The organism is Pseudomonadota bacterium, assembly GCA_039196715.1.
Lineage (GTDB): Bacteria > Pseudomonadota > Gammaproteobacteria > CALCKW01 > CALCKW01 > CALCKW01.
In genome coordinates this window covers 1-18,172 of record JBCCUP010000085.1, presented here as the reverse complement: position 1 = coordinate 18,172, position 18,172 = coordinate 1, and the positions used below count along the sequence as shown (strand labels likewise).

Genomic DNA, 18,172 nt, shown 5'->3' with positions numbered 1-18,172 from the left:
CGCACTGTCCGAACGCGCGTGTCGTGTATGACTTGTTCCACGTGGTGGCCAAGTTCGGCCGCGAAGTGATCGACAGGGTGCGGGTGGATCAGGCGAATCGGTTGCGTGAGAACCGCCCGGCGCGCAGAGCGGTGAAACGCTCTCGGTGGTTGTTACTCCGCAACCCCGAGAACCTCGAATCGACCCAAGCTTCAGACCTACAAGCGCTGCTGACCATCAACCAACCGCTGATGGTTGTGTACGTGATGAAAACAGCGCTCAAGGAGCTGTGGTACGCCAAAACACCACGAGCTGCACGGTGGCGATGGACGCACTGGTACCGACAGGCCATGAGCAGCGGTGTTGAAGCCTTGGTCCGCTTCGCCAAACGGCTCCAGCCCTACGCAAATGGGATCATAGCCAGCGCCCTCTATCGGCTGAACACGAGTGTGCTGGAAGGTGTGAACAACCGCATCAAGGTCATCAAACGGATGGGCTACGGCTACCGGGACACTGAGTACTTCTTCCTGAAGATCAAAGACGCGTTTCCCGGTAAAGCGCGATGAACCAAAAAAAAGGGGCAGCCTTGGCTGCCCCCCGGGATCACGGCTGCCGCGCGTCAGCGGGACACCGTGTTCTGGCCGATGATCTTCGGCGTCACGAAGATCAGCAGCTCGTTCTTCTCATCCCGTGTCGAGTCGTAGCGGAACAGGCGTCCGACGACCGGCAGGTTGCCGAGCAGCGGCACCTTGCGCTGGTCGGAGTTGCGTACCTGCTCGTAAATGCCGCCGAGCACCACGGTTTCGCCGTTTTCAACGAGGACCTGGGTGTTCACTTCCCGCGTGTCGATGCTCGGCACGCGCGAGGCGCCGCTGCCGAAGAACTCACCCACGCTGTCCTTGTTGACCGTGAGGTCCATGATGATGCGGTCGTCTGGCGTGATCTGCGGCGTGACCTTCATGCCAAGGATGGCTTTCTTGAAGCTGATCGACGCGGCACCGGAGGAGGACGCCTCGAGGTAGGGCACTTCCACGCCCTGCTCGATGTAGGCCTCCTTCTGATTGGCCGTGATCACCCGCGGCGACGACACGATCTCACCGCGACCTTCGGCTTCCATCGCCGACAGTTCGAGCTCGAGGAAACCGCCGAAGGGGAGTTTGCCGATTTCGAAACCGATCGAACCGGTCGGGTTCGATGCAGGCAGGTTCACGTTCCAGCGATCCGGCGCGTTGATGGTCTCGTCTTCGCCACCGATGGTGGTGTTGAAGACGTTCTCAACCGCACCGAGGTTGCCCGAGGTGATGCCGTAGTAGCCGTCGGTCGTGTTCTGCGGGAAGGTGGTCAGGCCGAGACGGGCACCGATTTCCTTGTTGAAGTCATCCGAGGCGACGACAACGCGGGATTCGATCAGGACCTGCCGAACCGGCACATCGAGTTCGTTGACCAGCACGCGGATCTGCACGAGCTGCTCGGCCGTGTCGTTGACCAGCAGGGTGTTGGTGCGCTCGTCCACTGTGACCGTGCCGCGGTCACTCAGGATGGTCGCTTCCTCGCCCTGCAGCATCTCGGCGATGTCGGCGGCCTTGGCGTAGTTGACCTGCATGATCTCGGTGTGCAGCGTCGCGAGCTCGTGCTTCTTGGTCGCGGCTTCGAGCTCGAGTTGCTCGCGTGCGGCGATTTCGGCCGCCGGAGCGACCATCACCACGTTGCCGTTCGACCGCATGTCGAGGCCCTTTGACTTCAGGATGATGTCCAGTGCCTGATCCCAGGGCACGTTCTTCAGGCGCAGTGTGACGTTGCCCTCGACCGAGTCACTGACAACCACGTTCTGCTCGGTGAATTCAGCCAGCAGCTGCAGCACCGATCGCACGGCGATGTCCTGGAAGTTCAGCGAGAGCTTCTGGCCCTCGAAAACCTTCGGCTGCAGCGGATCGTCCCCGTCTTCGAGGGTGATCGGGCGCAGCTCCAGGGTGAAGATGCGGTCGGACTGGTAGGCCAGCTGCTCGTACTGCACCCCTTCCATCGGCTCGATCTCGACTCGCACGTTGCGGCCGCGACGGTAGGTGTCGATGTACTTTACCGGGGTTGCAAAATCGATCACGTCGAGGCGCTTGAGCTCCTCGTCCGAGATGGACACGTCCTTGAGGTCGATCAGCACCTTCGTGCCTTGCTGGCGGATGTCGACCGGCGTGTTCGGGTCGGTCAGGTTGAATGTCACGCGACCTTCACCGTCCGTGCCGCGGCGGAAATCGATGTTCTCGAGTTCGCGTGAACGTTCGACGCTGGCGAGCTGGCTGCGGATGCTGCCGGTGGCTGTCTCGACCTCGGCTGTCTTCGCGGCCGGCTCGATGATCAGCGAAACCGTGTTGCCGTTCACTGTGGTGGTGTACGGCGCGAGTTGCGTCATGCTCACAACCAGACGGGTGCGGCCCTGGAACTCCAGCGCCTTGATGTTGCGAACCTGACCGGAGTCGACCGTGAGCATGCGCTCCGTGAGGTCGTTCTGGGTGTCCTGAAAGTCCAGTGCGATGCGCGCCGGGTTCTCGACCGTAAAGCCGCGCGGTGCACTGGCATCTTCCTCGAAGGAGATGACCACTTCGGTGCGGTTGCCAGGAAGCTGGTTGACCGTGAGGTCTTTCAACGCGTTGCTGGCTGCCAGCAGTTCCGCCGAGTACACGGTGGAGCCCGCCAGGGCGATGGCCAGACTGACTGAACTCAAGCGAGCGCTGAAGATGTCCCGGCGTTGCATTCTGTTCGTGTGATTACTCTTCATGATTGACATCTTCATTCACCCAGTGAAAGTTGCGCTTCGCGCGTGACCCAGTTACCCGCGCTGTCTCGAACCGTTTCTTCAATCGCGATGTAGGTTTCGTCTATTGCAAGAATGCGACCGTAGTTCTTGCCGGCGTAGTTGCCGGGTTGAACGCGGTGGATCACTCCCTCCGCGTCACGGATCAGGCCCCAGTGATTCTCGTTCTGCTTCAGGTCGCCGACCATCGCGAGCGCATCCAGTGCAAAGCCCTCGAGGGGTTCGCGGTAGCGATCAAAGTCGGGGGCGTTGGAGCCGGAGAAATCGTTGTTCTCGATGGCGGTGTAGCGCACCGGTCGTACGAAGGGGTCGCGGATACCCTCGCTCGAGTAGAAGATGCCCCTGCTGAGTTCGAACTCCGGCAGCGGCTCGACGTAGCCGGCGTGCGCGTGTCGGCGCTCCTGCACGTATTGGTGCAGATCCGCCATGCTGTGTTCCTGGCAGCCGGCCAGCAGCGCGGCGGCGAGTACCGTCAATCCGATCGAAGCGTTCCTGGAGAACCCGGGGTTGGCATTCTGCCGTGTCATTGTTCATCCTCCGTCAGGTAACGGTAGGTGGTTGCTGTGAGGTCCATGGTCAGTAGACCTTCGCCTTCCTCGCCGCCCTGAATGTCAATGTCGCTCAGGGTCACGATGCGGGGCAGGGTGGACAGGCCACTGACAAAGTCGCCAAATTCGTGGTACTCGCCAGACACCTTCAACTTGATCGGGTACTCGGCGTAGAACTCCTGCTGCACCTCGCCCTGGGGCTTGAAGAACTCCACGTTCAAACCGGCGGCGACGCTGGTTTGCGAGAGGTCGACCAGCAGGCTCTCGATGTCGATGTCGTCTGGGAGCTGACGCAGCATGACGGCGAAGTCGTTGCGCATCTCTTCCAACTGTTCCTTGTAGGCGTCGAGGTTGGCCGCTTTCGCTGCCGCGTCGTCGAAGTCCTGTCGCAGCGTCGACTCCTGCCGCTTCAGCCCCTGGATCTTCTCCATGTGCGGATTGACCATGAAGTACCAGTACCCGACGACCATCAGGATCGCGATGAAGACGATGGCGGCGATGCGAACCGGCAAGGGTGCGGTCGGCAGCTCGCGCAAGTCGTCGAGGCTGAGGTCGTTGATCGCCCCGAGTGAATCAGCCATACCCATGGTGTCAGCCCTCCAGCGCCAGGGGATCGGAAAGTGAATCGGTCGGCGACTGATCCAGGTTGTCAGCCGAGAGATCCAGCGGATCGCTCGACAGCTCCATCGGATCGGTCGAGAGGTCGAGCGGATCGGTGCCGCCTTCCATCGGGTCCGAACCGAGGTCAAGCGGATCGCTGCCAAGGTCCAACGGATCGGTACCGAGGTCGAGGTCGTTGCCGATGCCGAGCAGCTCCTGGTACTCCTGGGTGGCCGTCGGGTCGAACTCGTCCTCGCTCGCACTCGGTGTGGTCTGGTTCAGGCTCAGCTCGAATTTGCGCAGCTCGCTTGAGTGACCGTTTTCGATGACCTGCACCGTCGGCTTGCCGAGCCACTCCGAGGCGTCAAGCTTGCGCATGAACTCGGACACGCTGCCGTTCGATTCCGCCTGGCCGACCACCCTCAGTGCGGTGCCGTTCTGGCGGACGCTCTGGAGGTACAGACCATCGGGCATCGCCACCGCGAGCTCCTGGAAGGTGTGCACCACCTGTGGACGCTGGGTCTGCAGGTTCTGGATGATTTCCATCCGGTCGAGCAACTGGGTCTTGGTCGACTCCAGTTCGGAGATCTCGGTCAGCTCGGCCTGCAGCTTGGTGATCTCGCTCGACAGAAAGGTGTTGCGCGATTTCTGGTGGTTCAACGAGGCGTTGATCTGGCTCTGGTACAACACGCAGCACACGGCTGCGGCTGCCACGCCCATGAACATGTGCACGCCAAACAGTTGTTGCCGTTGACGCTTGACTTCCTCGCGCCAGGGCAGAAGGTTGATCTTCGCCATTATTCAGTGCCTCGCAGAGCCAGACCGCACGCGATCATCATTGCGGGTCCGTCTTGGATCAGTCGGTCGCGGTCGATGCCTTCACGGCAGTCGATGCGTTCAAAGGGGTTGACGATCGACGTCGGCGTACCGATGTGGTCGCTGATGTACTCGTCGATGCCCTCGATGCTGGAGCTGCCGCCGGCGAGCAGGATCTCGTCGACTTCGAGGTCCTGGCTGCTCGAGTAGTAGAACTGCAGGTAGCGGTTGATGTGCTGCGCGATGCTCTGCTTGAACGGCTCGAGCACCTCGGGGATGTAGTCCTCGGGCAGACCACCGACGCGCTTGGCCCGACCGGCGTCCTGGTAGGACAGGCCGTAGCGGCGCATGATTTCTTCGGTCAGCAACTTGCCGCCGAACGGCTGTTCGCGGGTGTAGATGAGTTGCCGGTCCTGGATGACGTTGAGGCTGGTCATGGTCGCGCCCACGTCGATCACCGCGATCGTGGTCTTGGCGCGCTCCTCGTCCTCGCCGATGATCAGGTCCATCGTGTGTTCGATGGTGTAGGGCTCGACGTCGACGATCGCGGGTTTCAGGCCGGCGATCTTCAGCACCAGCTCGCGGTCGTCGATGTTCTCCGACTTGGTTGCCGCGAGCAGCACGTCGACCTGCTTGCTGTCGTCCGCGCTCGGGCCGAGCACCTGAAAGTCGATGTTGACCTCGTTCAGCGCATAGGGAATGTGCTGATCGGCGGCGAGCATGACCTGGGTTTCGAGTTCGGTGTCACGCAGCCCGGCGGGCGCGGTGATGACTTTGGTGATCACGGCGGAGCCCGAGACTGCAACCGCGGCCCGGTTCGACTTCGTGCCACTCTTCTTGACCACCCGCCGCACGGCCTCGCCGACGGCTTCGGGGTCCTGGATGGTTTTCTCGTTGACGGAATTCACCGGCAACGGCTCGACCGCGTAGGATTCCACTTGCATGCCCAGCTTGCCGCGAGAGACCTCGAGCAGCTTGACCGACGTTGAACTGATATCGAGTCCGATGACCTGCGATCGTTTTGAAAATATGTCCAGCACGTTGTTTCCTCACCTGAGGCCGTTTGCGTAGTTGCTCAGTCGCTTTGCACGGGCCCGCACGCACCGCGCGTGCAATGTCTGAGCCTGCTGCAGCCTCGACACACAACGGGCTCGTGGGCGTCCATGGTGGGAGGGCGTGTGGCCGTGCAGCGCGCCACGATCGCCGTTCCTTACCTGCCTGTACGCTGCGGAACTCGGCATATCGAGTACAATGCAGTCGTGCAGTTTCCATTCCTGCTTTGCGAATCTGACTAAAATTTGTCGCATTCCCGTATCCGCTCTCAGCCGATCGAGGCCCCTGGCGCACCGTGAGAACCTTTCTAAAACTGTCGCTGGCTCTGTTTTGCACGGGCTGCCTGGTGGCCATCGTGGGTGCGATTGGCGTGTGGGCCTATTTCGCGCCGCAGCTGCCCACCACCGACGAGATCAGCCGCATCGAACTGCACCAGCCGATGCAAGTGCTGTCCCAGGACGGCGACCTGATCGCGGAGTACGGCCTCAAGCGCCGGATGCCGGTGGACATCAACGATGTGCCAGAGCAGGTGCGTCAGGCCTTTGTCTCGGCCGAGGACGACCGCTTCTACGAACACCCCGGGGTGGATTGGCAGGGGCTGTTGCGGGCGGTCTACGTGGTTGCGACGACCGGCGAGAAGTCCCAGGGCGGCAGCACCATCACCATGCAGGTGGCGCGTAACCTCTTTCTCGACAACAGCAAGCGATACAGCCGCAAGGTGAAGGAAATCCTGCTGGCACTTCGCCTGGAGCGCGAGCTCGACAAGCCGCGCATCCTCGAGCTCTACCTGAACTCGATCTTCTTCGGCAACCGCGCCTGGGGCGTTGCGTCGGCAGCGCAGATCTACTACGACAAGACCCTCGACGAGCTCACGCTGCCCGAGGCGGCGATGATTGCGGGCCTGCCAAAAGCGCCCTCGGCCTACAACCCCATCGCCAACCCGGAACGCGCCACGCAGCGGCGGAACTACGTGCTGCGGCGCATGCACGAGCTCGGCGTGATCGATCGTGATGCGTTCGAATCGGCAAGAGTGGCCGGACTCACCGCCGGTCTCCACTTCGCCAAACAGGAACTCGACGCGGGCTACGTGGCCGAGATGGTGCGGTCCACCCTGCATGCCCAACACGGCGACGCGATCTACAACGACGGCTGGAAGGTCTACACGACCGTCTCGAGTCGCCTGCAGTCCGCGGCGAACCGGGGCCTGCGCGACGCGCTGCACAGCTACGAGGAACGCCACGGCTACCGCGGGCCGGTGCAGACACTCGACCCCGAGACTGTGGCCGACGCCGACGCTGTCGCCGAGGCACTCGACGGCGTCCGCGTGTTCGGCGACCTGCACGCAGCGGTGGTCACGCGCGTCGACGCGACGTCGGCCGACGTGACGCTCGACAGTGGCGCGCGCAACGTGCTCGACCTCGACGGCGTGCAGTGGGCACGGGCTTTCGAGGCGGTCAACACCGTCGGTCCGGAGGTCGAGACCGTCGACCAGGTGTTGGGCCTTGGCGACGTGGTCTACGTGCGCACGACCGACGACGGCCGGCTGCGCCTGGCGCAGTTGCCGGGCCCCGAGGGCGCGCTGGTGGCACTCGACCCGCGCAACGGCCGCGTGCTGGCGCTGGTCGGGGGCTACGCCTTCGACCGCAGCAAGTTCAACCGGGTCAATCAGGCTGCGCGCCAGCCCGGCTCCAATTTCAAGCCGTTCATCTACAGTGCGGGGCTTGAGAACGGCCTGACGCTCGCGTCGGTGTTCAATGACGCGCCCGTGGTGTTCGCCGACGACAAACTCGAGGACGTCTGGCGCCCCGAGAACTACTCGGGCCGGGTGTACGGGCCGACGCGGCTGCGCGAGGCGCTGGTCAAGTCGCGCAACCTCGTCTCCATCCGGGTGCTGCGGAAGATTGGTGTGCCCTACGCGGTCGACTACGTCCGCCGCTTCGGGTTCGAGGACGAGTCGCTGCCGCGTGACCTGTCTCTCTCGCTCGGCTCCGGGGTGGTCAAGCCCATCGACCTCGTCAGTGGCTACGCGGTGTTCGCCAACGGCGGCTACCGCGTCGAGCCCTGGTTCATCGAACGGATCGAGAACAACAAGGGCGATGTCATTTTCGAGGCCGACCCGGTGGTGGCCTGCGAAGGCGAGGACTGCATCGTCTCGACCCTGCGTCAAACCGATGACGGGCGCTACGTCAGCGAGCTGCGTTCACACCGCGTCGCGCCAAAGGTGCTCGAGCCGGACGTCGCGTGGCTGATGGATTCGGTGCTCGGCGATGTCGTCACGCGCGGGACCGCAACGCTGGCGAGGCGTGAGCTCGGCCGCGGCGACCTGGCCGGCAAGACAGGCACGACCAACGAGCAGATGGACGCGTGGTTCACCGGGTACCACCCTTCGGTGGTTGCCACGGCCTGGGTCGGTTTCGATCAGGTTCAAACACTCGGCGCGAAGGAAACCGGCGGACGCGCCGCGTTGCCGATGTGGATCAACTTCATGCGCGAGGCACTTGACGGTGTGCCCGAGCAGGCGAAAGAGCAACCCGACAGCATCGTTCGGGTGCGCATCGACCGCGAGACCGGTCGACTCGCGAGTGCGGGCGGCCGCGACACGGTGTTCGAGCTGTTCCGCGACGAGACGGCGACCCAGGTCGCCGAGCAGGGCAACGGGTCGGTTGGTGACGCCGGTGAGGAGGCGGGCGACGGCGAAGCCGTGGCCTCGCAATCGCCACTCTGGGCCGAGGTGCCAAGCGAGTCGGCCGATTCGGACGTACGCGAACAACTATTCTGAGTCAGGTCTGATCGCTCGGGTGTCCTAGCGCTGCCCCGTCGGACGGCGCACCGTCCGGCGCAATCAAGTGCTTGCGTGAAACCGCGGGCTGTAGGCGATCACTTCGTCGATCGCGGCGCCGACGCACTCGGGGTCGATGTCCGGCGTGACACCGTGGCCGAGATTGAACACGTGGCCCGGACCCGCGCCGTAGCTGTCGAGCACGGCGCGCACTTCCCGCCGAACCGCCTCGGGTTGGGCGTAGAGCGACGCGGGGTCGAGGTTGCCCTGCAGGGCGACCCGGTCACCGGTGAGCTGCCGGGCGACGGCGAGGTCGGTGGTCCAGTCGACGCCCAGAGCATCTGCACCGGTGTCCGCCAGCGCGCTCAGGCGCGCGCCCGCCCCCTTGGTGAAGAGCACCACAGGCACCTGGCGTCCGTCGGCCTCGCGGGTCAACTGGTCGACGATGCGCGCCATGTAGTGCAGTGAGAAACGCCGGTACATCTCGGGGTTGAGCACGCCACCCCAGGTGTCGAACACCATCAGGGCCTGGGCGCCTGCGGCAACCTGGGCATTGAGGTAGGCGGCGACGCTGTCAGCCAGCAGCTCGAGCAGGTGGTGTGCGCTGTCCGGGTCGTCGAACAGCAGGCCCTTGCTGTGGCCGAAGGTCTTGGTGGAGCCGCCCTCGACCATGTAGGTCGCGAGGGTCCACGGACTGCCAGCAAAGCCGATCAGCGGCACCCGGTCCGCCAGCTCGCGGCGAATCAACGATACCGCGTCCATCACGTAGCGCAATTCCGTCTGTGGGTCCGGTTGTCCGAGCGCGCGGATCGCCGCGGCGCTGCGCAGCGGCGAACGGAAGCGGGGACCTTCGCCTTCACTGAAATAGAGACCGAGTCCCATCGCGTCGGGCACGGTCAGAATGTCCGAGAAGAGGATCGCCGCGTCGAGCGGGAAGCGTTCGAGCGGTTGCAGGGTGACTTCGCACGCGAGTTCAGGGTTGCCACACAGCGCCATGAAGTCGCCGGCCTTGGCGCGCGTGGCGCGGTATTCCGGCAAGTAGCGCCCAGCCTGGCGCATGATCCAGCTTGGCGTCCGGTCCACCGGTTGCCGCAGCAGCGCGCGCAGCAGTCGGTCGTTCTGGAGCTCAGGCATCGGCGATCACACCGAGCGAGGCGACAATGCGTTTGGCGGCCTCGCGCCCCTCCCAGACCGCCGTGACCACGAGGTCGGAACCGCGGTGCATGTCGCCCCCACACCAGATGCTGGGGTGGGTCGTGCGGTAGGGTTCGGCCGGGTCGGTGCGGATCCGGCCATCGTCCTCGGTCTCGATGCGGTGCGCCTCGAGCCAGTCGGGCGGACTCGGGCGAAACCCGAAAGCGATCAGGACCGCGTCGGCGGGCAGCACTTCCTCGGTGCCGACAATCGGTTCGGGACTGCGTCGGCCGCGCTCGTCGGGTTCGCCGAGCTTGGTCGTGACCACACGCACGCCGACCACGCGGCCGTTCTCGCCGACGATCTCCACGGGCTGGCGGTTCCAGAGGAATTCGACGCCTTCCTCCTTGGCGTTGGCCACCTCGCGTGCCGAGCCGGGCATGTTGGCTTCGTCGCGCCGGTAGGCGCAGGTCACCGAAACCGCCTGTTGGCGGATCGCGGTGCGGTTGCAGTCCATCGCGGTGTCGCCGCCACCGAGCACCACCACGCGTTGACCGCGCAGGTCAATGAACTCGTCGACGCCCTGTTGCCAGCCCTCGACGTTATTGATGTTCGAAATCAGGTAGGGCAGTGCCTCGTGCACGCCGGCAAGGCCCTCGCCGGGGAAGCCGCCGCGCATCGCGGTGTAGGTGCCCATGCCGAGAAACACGGCGTCGTACTCGGCCAGCAGGTCCTCCAGGGTGATGTCCTCGCCGACCGTGACGCCGAGCTGAAAGCGTACGCCCATGTCCTCGAGCACGCGGCGGCGTTGGCGCACGACCGATTTCTCGAGCTTGAAGGGTGGGATGCCGTAGGTCAGCAGGCCGCCGATCTCCGGGTAGCGGTCGTACACGACGGCCTCGACGCCGTTGCGCACCAGCACGTCGGCGCAGCCGAGGCCGGCCGGTCCGGCGCCGACGACGGCGACCCGCTTGCCGGATGGCACAACGTCCGAGAGGTTGGGGCGCCACCCGAGTTTGAACGCCTCGTCGGCGATGTACTTCTCGACCGAGCCGATGGTCACCGCGCCAAAACCGTCGTTCAGCGTACAGGCGCCCTCACACAGGCGATCCTGCGGACACACCCGACCGCAGACTTCGGGGAGGGTGTTGGTCTGGTGGCTCATCTCCGCGGCCTGCAGCAACTTGCCCTCGGAGATCAGTTTCAGCCAGTTGGGGATGTAGTTGTGGACCGGGCACTTCCACTCGCAGTACGGGTTGCCGCACTCGAGGCAACGCTCGGCCTGTGCTGACGCGTTGGACGGCTCGAACTGACCGTAGATCTCGTCGTAGGTGTAGATGCGCACTTTCGCCGGGTTTTTGTCCGGGTCCTTGCGCGGCAGGTCGAGAAACTGGAGGTGGTTGCGGCTGCCCATGGCGTAATTCGTCTGTCGTGCCGGGCGCGGGGCCCGGGTGCATCGGTGTGGGTCGCAGCGTGGCGGGCAAACCGCGCGGGCGCAAGGCCCTTCAGGCGGTGAGCCGAGACCGTACGGTGGCGCTCAGTGCGCCCATGTCCGCGCGGCCCGTGACCTGCGGCTTGAGTATGCCCATGACCTTGCCCATGTCCTGCATCGAGCTCGCGGAACAGGCGGCGATGGCCTGCTCGACCAGCGCGCTCAACTCGGCGTCACCGAGTGGTTGGGGCAGGAATTCCTGAATGACGTCGAGCTCGGCGCGTTCGATGTCGACCAGGTCAGTGCGGTCGGCGCGGGTGAACTGCTCGATCGACTCGCGACGCTGTTTCGCCTGTTTGTCGAGGATCGCGGTCACCGCGGCGTCATCGAGTTCGATGCGCTCGTCGATCTCGCGCTGCTTGAGCGCGGCCGAGAGCTGGCGCAACACGCCCAGCCGGGGCTTGTCACCCGCCCGCATGGCGGCCTTGACCGCTTCGTTGAGCGAATCCCGCAGCGCGCTCATCGGTCAGTAGAGTCGGACGCGACGTGCCGCTTCTTTGGCGAGCTTCTTCTGGTGACGTTTCACAGCGGCCGCCAGCTTGCGCTTGCGCTCGGTGGTCGGCTTTTCGTAGAACTCGCGGCGGCGGGTCTCGGTGAGGACGCCGGCTTTTTCGCAAGAGCGCTTGAAGCGGCGGATCGCCACGTCGAAGGGCTCGTTTTCCTTGACTTTGACATGCGGCATGGGCTTTTGGCACCTGTGCTGGTTTGGGGCGCTCGGCATCGGGACCAGTGGTACGGTGCTGAGCAAACGTGCAAGTATATCCTGTTGTGGGGCTGGGGCAAATCCCACGCCGTTTATCGAGGTGCAGCATGCGTGTGTTGGGGGTCGAATCGTCTTGCGACGAGACGGCGGTGGCGGTGTACGACAGCGAGCGTGGGCTCTGCGGCCACGCGGTGTACAGCCAGGTCGCATTGCACGACCAATACGGTGGCGTCGTGCCCGAACTCGCCTCCCGGGACCACATCCGCAAGTGGATTCCGCTGCTCAAGGCCGTGCTGGTTGAAGCCGACACCCCGCTCGATGCGCTTGACGCGGTCGCGTTCACCGCCGGGCCCGGGCTCGCAGGCGCGCTGATGGTGGGTGCGGTTGCGGGGCAGTCGCTGGCCGCTGCGCTCGGCGTGCCGGCGCTCGCGGTCAACCACCTCGAGGGGCATGTGCTCGCGCCCTTCCTGGAGTCGCCGGCCCCCGCCTTCCCGTACCTCTGCCTGCTGGTGTCCGGCGGACACTCGCTGATCGTCGCGGTCCATGGCGTAGGCGACTATGCCGTGCTCGGCGAATCGGTCGATGACGCGGTGGGTGAAGCCTTCGACAAGACCGCCAAGCTGCTGGGCCTCGGGTACCCCGGAGGCGCGGCACTCGCGGCGCTGGCCGAGCGGGGCGACCCCGCGGCGTTCGATTTCCCGCGTCCAATGACTGACCGGCCCGGTCTGCAGATGAGCTTCAGCGGCCTTAAAACCGCCGCGCTCACGGCCGTGCGTGCGCAGCCCGAGCGGCGCGAGGACATCGCCGCGTCGTTCCAGGCCGCGGCCGTTGACACCCTGGTGATCAAGGTGAAGCGCGCGTTGGCGGAGACTGGGTTCGAGCGCCTCGTGGTCGCCGGCGGTGTTGGCGCCAACACGCAGCTGCGAGCCGCACTGCGCGAACTCGGTCCGGCCTGCTTCTACCCGCGGCCGGCGTACTGCACCGACAACGCCGCGATGATCGCGTTGGCCGGGTGCCTGCGCGCCGAGGCCGGCGAGCGGCTGGCCGCGCCGCGGGGGGTCATGCCGCGCTGGCCGCTTGACGCGCTGTCGCCGCCGACTGCGACCCACGCCGTGCATTAGCCGCCGATGCGGGATTCCTCGCCGCGCACCAGGCGGCCGATGTTGTCGCGGTGTCGAAAGAAAAGCATCACTGCGATCACCGTGAAGCTCGCCGTCAACAGCGCGCTGCCCGTGCTCATGTACAGGTAGGCCGGCACCGCTGCGAAGGTTGCGAGCGCCGCCAGCGAGGAGATACGGAAGGCCAGTGCCATGGCGAGCCAGGTGGCCCCGGCCAACACGCCGACCAGGAGACTGGTGCCGAACAGAGCGCCGAGCGCAGTCGCGACGCCTTTCCCGCCTTTGAATTGGAACCAAATCGGCCACAGGTGTCCCATAAAGCTCCCCAGTGCACAGGCGGCGACGGCGCCCTCGGTGCCAACCAGGAGGGCCGCCAGTGCGGTCGGCAGCAGGCCCTTGCCTGCGTCGCCCGCCAGAGTTGCAGCTGCGGCCCCCTTGCCGCCGATACGCATGACGTTGGTGGCGCCCGGATTGCCCGAGCCTTCACCGCGTGGATCAGGCAGGCCGAGCACGCGGCAAACCAGTACGGCACTGGAGATGGAGCCAGCCGCGTAGGCGAGCAGTAAACAGATGATTTCTGTCATGGGAGCGGGTCCGATCCGTGCACTTTAACGCATGGTATCAGCGACAAATGGCTAAAGGTGCGATACGAATTGAGTGCTATACCTAGAGCTTGTAGACTGGCGGGATCGTCTGCCCGTCAACACCGTGAGTGTGCAGTTACATGATTGCCAACTTGCCCAGTGACGACGCCAAGCGACAGATATTCGTCGTCAAGTGCACCCCCTCGCTGAGTTGGCGCGGGAATGTTCTGCTCGCGCTCTCGGTGGGGTTCACGGGCGTGGTGTTTGGAATGGGTCTGGCGCTACAGGGCTACTGGCTCGTGTTGCCGTTCGCCGGTCTCGAAGCGCTCGTGGTGTTGCTCTCCCTGCGGGTGGTGTGGCGCCGGTTGGAGAGACGTGAAGTCATCACGGTTTCCGAGGAGATCATCCGGGTGGAATGGGGCCGCAATGCGCCAGAGCGTGCGATCGAGTTCAACCGACACTGGACCCGCTTGGAGTACCATTTGCCCGACAGCCCGTTCGAAACCGGCCTGCTGCGGTTGCGCGGGCAGGGCAGGACGGCGGTGCTGGGCAGCGCCCTTGGGCGCGAAGAGAAAAAGCAACTGCACGCGACGCTGGCTGCGAGCCTGTCGCCGCGGCTCAGTCAGATGCAGTTCTCACCCGCCTGAGCCGGGCGGGCGCATCTGCAAACCGGTTTTATTTTTGTGGAGACGAATTGACATGTTCACAGCGTTGCGACGCGGCCTGAGTGCATGCGGATTGGGTCTGGGCGTGTTGGGCGGCCGGGCGATGGCGCAGGACCCGCACCCTGTGCCCCTGAACCTGCCTGTCGGGGTAACCGACATCAGTGCCGAGGTCTATGACCTGCACATGCTGATCTTCTACATCTGCTGCGCGATCGCGGTCGCGGTGTTCGGCGTGATGTTCTACTCCATCTTCTACCACCGGAAATCCCGTGGTGCGAAGGCCGCGAACTTCCACCACAGCACGGCGGTGGAGATCGTCTGGACCGCGATCCCGCTCTTCATCCTGATCGCGATGGCGGTGCCGGCGGCAAAAACGCTGATCGCCATGGAAGACACCTCCGAGGCCGACCTCACGATCAAGATCACCGGTTACCAGTGGAAGTGGCACTACGAGTACATGGGTGAAGATGTCGATTTCTTCTCCAGCCTCCACCCGGATCACAACCGGGCGCGTCAGACCGGCTCGGGCATCGATGTCAACGATCTTCACTGGTATCTGAAGGAGGTCGACAACGAGCTGGTGCTGCCGGTGGGCCGCAAGGTGCGTTTTCTGCATACCGCCGCAGACGTGATCCACGCCTGGTGGGTGCCGGACCTCGCGGTCAAGCGCGATTCCATCCCGGGTTTCATCAACGAGAACTGGGCCATCATCAACGAGCCCGGCGTCTACCGCGGCAAGTGCGCCGAACTGTGCGGGCGCGACCACGGTTTCATGCCGGTGGTGGTGCGCGCTGTGCCTGCCGAGGAATTCGACGCCTGGTTGACCGAGCAGAAAGGTGAGGAGGCCGTGCAGGCGGCGGCGCAAGCGGCGGAGGACGCCTCCGAATGGGACCTCGACGATCTGATCGCGCGCGGCAAGCACGTCTATGACAACAACTGCGTGGCGTGTCATCAGGGCGGCGGTCAAGGCCTGCCGCCGACCTTTCCGGCGATCACCGACAGTCCGGTGGCGCTCGGTGCGATCGACGACCACATCGCCATCATCAAGAAAGGCAAGGCCGGCACCGCGATGGCCGCCTTCGGGGGCGTGCTGAGCGACAGCGACATTGCGGCCGTGGTGACCTTTCAGCGCAACGGACTCGGCAACAGCGTGGGCGACATCGCCCAGCCTGTCGACGTTGCAGTGAACTGAATTTGACCGTTTTACTGACTCAGGGGAATCGTCGTTATGAGTGCTGATAACAGCGTCGACGTACACGTGGATGACCACGGCCACGATGATCACGATCATCACGGCCCAGCGAAAGGTTGGACGCGCTGGCTCTACACCACGAACCACAAAGACATCGGGACCCTGTACTTGTGGTTCTCGTTGATCATGTTCTTCATCGGCGGCGCCATGGCGCTCGTCGTGCGCCTGGAACTGTTCCAGCCGGGTATGCAGTTTGTTGATCCGGGCTTCTTCAACTCCATGACCACCATGCACGCTATCGTCATGATTTTCGGCGGTGTCATGCCTGCGTTTGTCGGCCTGGCGAACTGGATGATCCCGATGATGATCGGTGGGCCGGACATGGCCTTGCCGCGCATGAACAACTGGTCGTTCTGGATCATGCCGTTTGCGATGATCATCTTCCTCTCGACCTTGTTCATGGAAAGCGGTGGGCCCTCGGCCGGGTGGACCATGTACGCTCCGCTGTCTTTGCAAGGTGGAGACAGTCTGGCCTTCGTGATCTTCTCCATCCACTTCATGGGCATCAGCTCGGTGATGGGCTCGATCAACATCGTCGCGACGATTTTCAACATGCGTGCCCCGGGCATGACGCTGATGAAGATGCCGTTGTTCGTCTGGACCTGGCTGATCACGGCCTACCTCCTGATCGCAGTGATCCCGGTTTTTGCCGGTGCCGTGACCATGCTTCTGACGGACCGCTATTTCGGCACCAGCTTCTTCAACGCGGCTGGTGGTGGTGACCCGGTGATGTACCAGCACATCTTCTGGTTCTTCGGCCACCCCGAGGTGTACATCCTGATCCTGCCGGCGTTCGGCGTGATCTCACAGATCATCCCGACCTTCGCGCGCAAGCCGCTGTTTGGCTACAGCTCGATGGTGTACGCGACGGCCTCGATTGCGTTTCTCTCCTTCATCGTCTGGGCGCACCACATGTTCACCGTCGGTATGCCGCTGGCGGGGAACCTGTTCTTCATGTTTGCGACGATGATGATCGCGGTGCCAACCGGGGTGAAGGTCTTCAACTGGATCGCCACCATGTGGCGCGGCTCGATGACCTTTGAAACCCCGATGCTGTTCGCACTCGGTTTCGTGGTGATGTTCACCTTCGGCGGCTTCTCTGGCCTGATGATGGCGATCACCCCGGTCGACGTGCAGTACCACGACACCTATTTCATCGTCGCGCACTTCCACTACGTGCTCGTGCCCGGCGCGATCTACGCGATCATCGGCGCGGTCTACTACTGGATCCCGAAGTGGACAGGCAACATGTACGACGAGACGCTCGGCAAGTGGCACTTCTGGCTGTCGACGGTCTTTGTCAACCTGCTGTTCTTCCCGATGCACTTCGTTGGCTTGGCGGGCATGCCACGGCGCATACCCGACTACAACCTGCAGTTCGCTGACCTGAACGCGATTGCAAGCATCGGTGCCTTCGGGTTCGGCTTCTCCCAATTGCTGCTGCTCTACATCTGCATCAAGTGCGTCAAAGGGGGCGAGAAGGCCACCGACCAGGTCTGGGAGGGGGCCGAGGGGCTCGAGTGGACAGTGCCGTCACCGGCGCCTTACCACACCTTTGAAACGCCGCCGCCAATCAAGTGAGCAGCGAACCGTCACGTTCTGAGCGTTTGCGGTTGCCGCTGGTACTGGCGGCGATCGCAATCCTCTTTTACGTACTGGGAATGTGGGCTGTGACCAATGGCTGACGCACTGGAGAAACGCACGTCGGTCCTGTCAGCCAAGTTGATGCTTGTGGTTGTCGGGATGTTCGGCTTCGGCTACCTGCTGGTGCCGCTCTACGACATCATCTGTGACGTGACCGGCCTCAACGGCAAGACCGGCATCATCGACGTCCAGGCTGCGCAGGACTACGCCATCGACCCGAACCGTGAGGTTGCTGTGGAGTTTTCCGCGACGGTCAACGCGGGCGGGAGCTGGCGCTTCAAGCCCGAAGCGGCGAGCATGCGCGTGAAGCCGGGCGAGCAGTACACCGCGTGGTTCGTGGCGGAGAATCTGGTCAACACTGACGTCACCGGCCGAGCCGTGCCGAGCGTGGCGCCGCAGCCGGCGGCGAAGTACTTCGACAAGACCGAGTGCTTCTGCTTCACCAACCAGCTGTTTGAGGGCGGTGAGACCAAGCGCATGCCGGTGACCTTCGTGGTCAACCCGGACCTGCCGATCAACTATGAGAGCCTCGTGCTTTCCTACACGTTTTTCACCTACGACGGCTGACACCTGTGTCGGCGCTACTGTTGTAACGGATTGAGGGAACACCCATGGGTGCAGCTAGCGGTTATTACGTTCCACACGAGGCCAAATGGCCCATCGTGGGTTCGATCGGCCTGTTTGCCTTCTTCTGGGGCTTCGCTGACGTGGTCAACGGCACGGGCTGGTGGGCCATGGCGCTCGGTGCGGCCATCGTCATCTACATGATGTTCGGCTGGTTCGCGCTGGTCGTGCGGGAGAGCGAGGGCGGCATCTACAACGCCAAGGTGGACGTCTCCTTCCGCATGAGCATGGGCTGGTTCATCTTCTCCGAGGTCATGTTTTTCGCGGCGTTTTTCGGCGCGTTGTTCTATGCCCGTCAGCTCTCGGGCCCCTGGTTGGGCGGCGACGGCAACAACGCGATGACCAACGCGGTGCTCTACCCGGGATTCGATT

General features: G+C 63.8%; 18 protein-coding genes. 8 read left to right on the top strand and 10 right to left on the bottom strand.

Features of this window, described 5'->3' with window-relative positions; genetic code table 11:
• On the top strand, positions 1-545 hold a 545-nt coding region (locus AAGA11_19875; protein MEM9605132.1), incomplete at its 5' end, for a transposase.
• 53 nt (positions 546-598) lie between these two features.
• Here AAGA11_19875 and pilQ read toward each other — a convergent pair.
• Genes pilQ through AAGA11_19850 form a run of 5 tightly spaced genes read right to left on the bottom strand, consistent with a single transcriptional unit; the run spans position 599 to position 5,792 of the window.
• Positions 599-2,752, bottom strand: coding sequence for a type IV pilus secretin PilQ (gene pilQ, locus AAGA11_19870; protein MEM9605131.1), 2,154 nt, complete (start codon positions 2,750-2,752; stop codon positions 599-601).
• Positions 2,753-2,763: 11 nt separating this feature from the next.
• On the bottom strand, positions 2,764-3,315 hold the full coding sequence (locus AAGA11_19865) for a pilus assembly protein PilP (protein ID MEM9605130.1): 552 nt from the start codon (positions 3,313-3,315) through the stop codon (positions 2,764-2,766).
• Positions 3,312-3,917: a type 4a pilus biogenesis protein PilO gene (locus AAGA11_19860; protein ID MEM9605129.1), complete on the bottom strand. Its 606-nt coding sequence runs from the start codon at positions 3,915-3,917 to the stop codon at positions 3,312-3,314. The genes AAGA11_19865 and AAGA11_19860 overlap by 4 nt, the downstream gene beginning before the upstream one ends.
• 10 nt (positions 3,918-3,927) lie before the next feature.
• The gene (locus AAGA11_19855) at positions 3,928-4,734 is read right to left on the bottom strand and encodes a PilN domain-containing protein (protein ID MEM9605128.1); all 807 of its coding nucleotides are present in this window, start codon (positions 4,732-4,734) and stop codon (positions 3,928-3,930) included.
• Positions 4,734-5,792, bottom strand: coding sequence for a pilus assembly protein PilM (locus AAGA11_19850; GenBank protein ID MEM9605127.1), 1,059 nt, complete (start codon positions 5,790-5,792; stop codon positions 4,734-4,736). Before AAGA11_19850 ends, AAGA11_19855 begins: the two co-directional genes overlap by 1 nt.
• Before the next feature lie 308 nt (positions 5,793-6,100).
• Between AAGA11_19850 and AAGA11_19845 the strand changes: the two genes are divergently transcribed.
• On the top strand, positions 6,101-8,584 hold the full coding sequence (locus tag AAGA11_19845) for a penicillin-binding protein 1A (GenBank protein ID MEM9605126.1): 2,484 nt from the start codon (positions 6,101-6,103) through the stop codon (positions 8,582-8,584).
• Between the two features lie 63 nt (positions 8,585-8,647).
• On the opposite strand, the gene hemE is transcribed toward AAGA11_19845, so the two are convergent.
• From hemE to rpsU, 4 genes are all read right to left on the bottom strand, one after another.
• Complete coding sequence (gene hemE, locus AAGA11_19840; protein MEM9605125.1) at positions 8,648-9,718, bottom strand: uroporphyrinogen decarboxylase; 1,071 nt, start codon at positions 9,716-9,718, stop codon at positions 8,648-8,650.
• Positions 9,711-11,132, bottom strand: coding sequence for an FAD-dependent oxidoreductase (locus tag AAGA11_19835; protein MEM9605124.1), 1,422 nt, complete (start codon positions 11,130-11,132; stop codon positions 9,711-9,713). The genes hemE and AAGA11_19835 overlap by 8 nt, the downstream gene beginning before the upstream one ends.
• A 91-nt stretch (positions 11,133-11,223) precedes the next feature.
• Positions 11,224-11,673, bottom strand: coding sequence for a GatB/YqeY domain-containing protein (locus AAGA11_19830; GenBank protein ID MEM9605123.1), 450 nt, complete (start codon positions 11,671-11,673; stop codon positions 11,224-11,226).
• 3 nt (positions 11,674-11,676) lie between these two features.
• On the bottom strand, positions 11,677-11,892 hold the full coding sequence (gene rpsU, locus AAGA11_19825) for a 30S ribosomal protein S21 (GenBank protein ID MEM9605122.1): 216 nt from the start codon (positions 11,890-11,892) through the stop codon (positions 11,677-11,679).
• Positions 11,893-12,020: 128 nt separating this feature from the next.
• Here rpsU and tsaD point away from each other — a divergent pair, with 128 nt between their 5' ends.
• Entirely contained in the window at positions 12,021-13,034 is a 1,014-nt protein-coding gene (gene tsaD, locus AAGA11_19820) for a tRNA (adenosine(37)-N6)-threonylcarbamoyltransferase complex transferase subunit TsaD (protein MEM9605121.1), read from the top strand.
• Here the strand turns inward: tsaD and plsY are convergent.
• Positions 13,031-13,615, bottom strand: a complete 585-nt coding sequence (gene plsY, locus AAGA11_19815) for a glycerol-3-phosphate 1-O-acyltransferase PlsY (GenBank protein ID MEM9605120.1) — start codon at positions 13,613-13,615, stop codon at positions 13,031-13,033. The two genes, tsaD and plsY, sit on opposite strands and share 4 nt — an antisense overlap.
• A 140-nt stretch (positions 13,616-13,755) precedes the next feature.
• Here plsY and AAGA11_19810 point away from each other — a divergent pair, with 140 nt between their 5' ends.
• From AAGA11_19810 to AAGA11_19790, 5 genes are all read left to right on the top strand, one after another.
• Positions 13,756-14,262, top strand: a complete 507-nt coding sequence (locus tag AAGA11_19810; GenBank protein MEM9605119.1) for a DUF2244 domain-containing protein — start codon at positions 13,756-13,758, stop codon at positions 14,260-14,262.
• Positions 14,263-14,383: 121 nt separating this feature from the next.
• Complete coding sequence (gene coxB / locus AAGA11_19805) at positions 14,384-15,472, top strand: cytochrome c oxidase subunit II (GenBank protein ID MEM9605118.1); 1,089 nt, start codon at positions 14,384-14,386, stop codon at positions 15,470-15,472.
• Positions 15,473-15,508: 36 nt separating this feature from the next.
• A complete protein-coding gene (gene ctaD / locus AAGA11_19800; GenBank protein MEM9605117.1) occupies positions 15,509-17,113 on the top strand; it encodes a cytochrome c oxidase subunit I in 1,605 nt (534 codons plus the stop codon).
• Positions 17,114-17,209: 96 nt separating this feature from the next.
• Positions 17,210-17,743, top strand: coding sequence for a cytochrome c oxidase assembly protein (locus AAGA11_19795; GenBank protein MEM9605116.1), 534 nt, complete (start codon positions 17,210-17,212; stop codon positions 17,741-17,743).
• Positions 17,744-17,787: 44 nt separating this feature from the next.
• On the top strand, positions 17,788-18,172 hold a 385-nt coding region (locus tag AAGA11_19790), incomplete at its 3' end, for a cytochrome c oxidase subunit 3 (GenBank protein MEM9605115.1).

Coding starts and splice junctions, on each gene's coding strand:
- pilQ (MEM9605131.1), bottom strand. CDS start 2,752: ATGAAGAGTAATCACACGAACAGAATGCAACGCCGGGACATCTTCAGC.
- AAGA11_19865 (MEM9605130.1), bottom strand. CDS start 3,315: ATGACACGGCAGAATGCCAACCCCGGGTTCTCCAGGAACGCTTCGATC.
- AAGA11_19860 (MEM9605129.1), bottom strand. CDS start 3,917: ATGGCTGATTCACTCGGGGCGATCAACGACCTCAGCCTCGACGACTTG.
- AAGA11_19855 (MEM9605128.1), bottom strand. CDS start 4,734: ATGGCGAAGATCAACCTTCTGCCCTGGCGCGAGGAAGTCAAGCGTCAA.
- hemE (MEM9605125.1), bottom strand. CDS start 9,718: ATGCCTGAGCTCCAGAACGACCGACTGCTGCGCGCGCTGCTGCGGCAA.
- AAGA11_19835 (MEM9605124.1), bottom strand. CDS start 11,132: ATGGGCAGCCGCAACCACCTCCAGTTTCTCGACCTGCCGCGCAAGGAC.
- AAGA11_19830 (MEM9605123.1), bottom strand. CDS start 11,673: ATGAGCGCGCTGCGGGATTCGCTCAACGAAGCGGTCAAGGCCGCCATG.
- rpsU (MEM9605122.1), bottom strand. CDS start 11,892: ATGCCGCATGTCAAAGTCAAGGAAAACGAGCCCTTCGACGTGGCGATC.
- tsaD (MEM9605121.1), top strand. CDS start 12,021: ATGCGTGTGTTGGGGGTCGAATCGTCTTGCGACGAGACGGCGGTGGCG.
- plsY (MEM9605120.1), bottom strand. CDS start 13,615: ATGACAGAAATCATCTGTTTACTGCTCGCCTACGCGGCTGGCTCCATC.
- AAGA11_19810 (MEM9605119.1), top strand. CDS start 13,756: ATGATTGCCAACTTGCCCAGTGACGACGCCAAGCGACAGATATTCGTC.
- coxB (MEM9605118.1), top strand. CDS start 14,384: ATGGCGCAGGACCCGCACCCTGTGCCCCTGAACCTGCCTGTCGGGGTA.
- ctaD (MEM9605117.1), top strand. CDS start 15,509: ATGAGTGCTGATAACAGCGTCGACGTACACGTGGATGACCACGGCCAC.
- AAGA11_19795 (MEM9605116.1), top strand. CDS start 17,210: ATGGCTGACGCACTGGAGAAACGCACGTCGGTCCTGTCAGCCAAGTTG.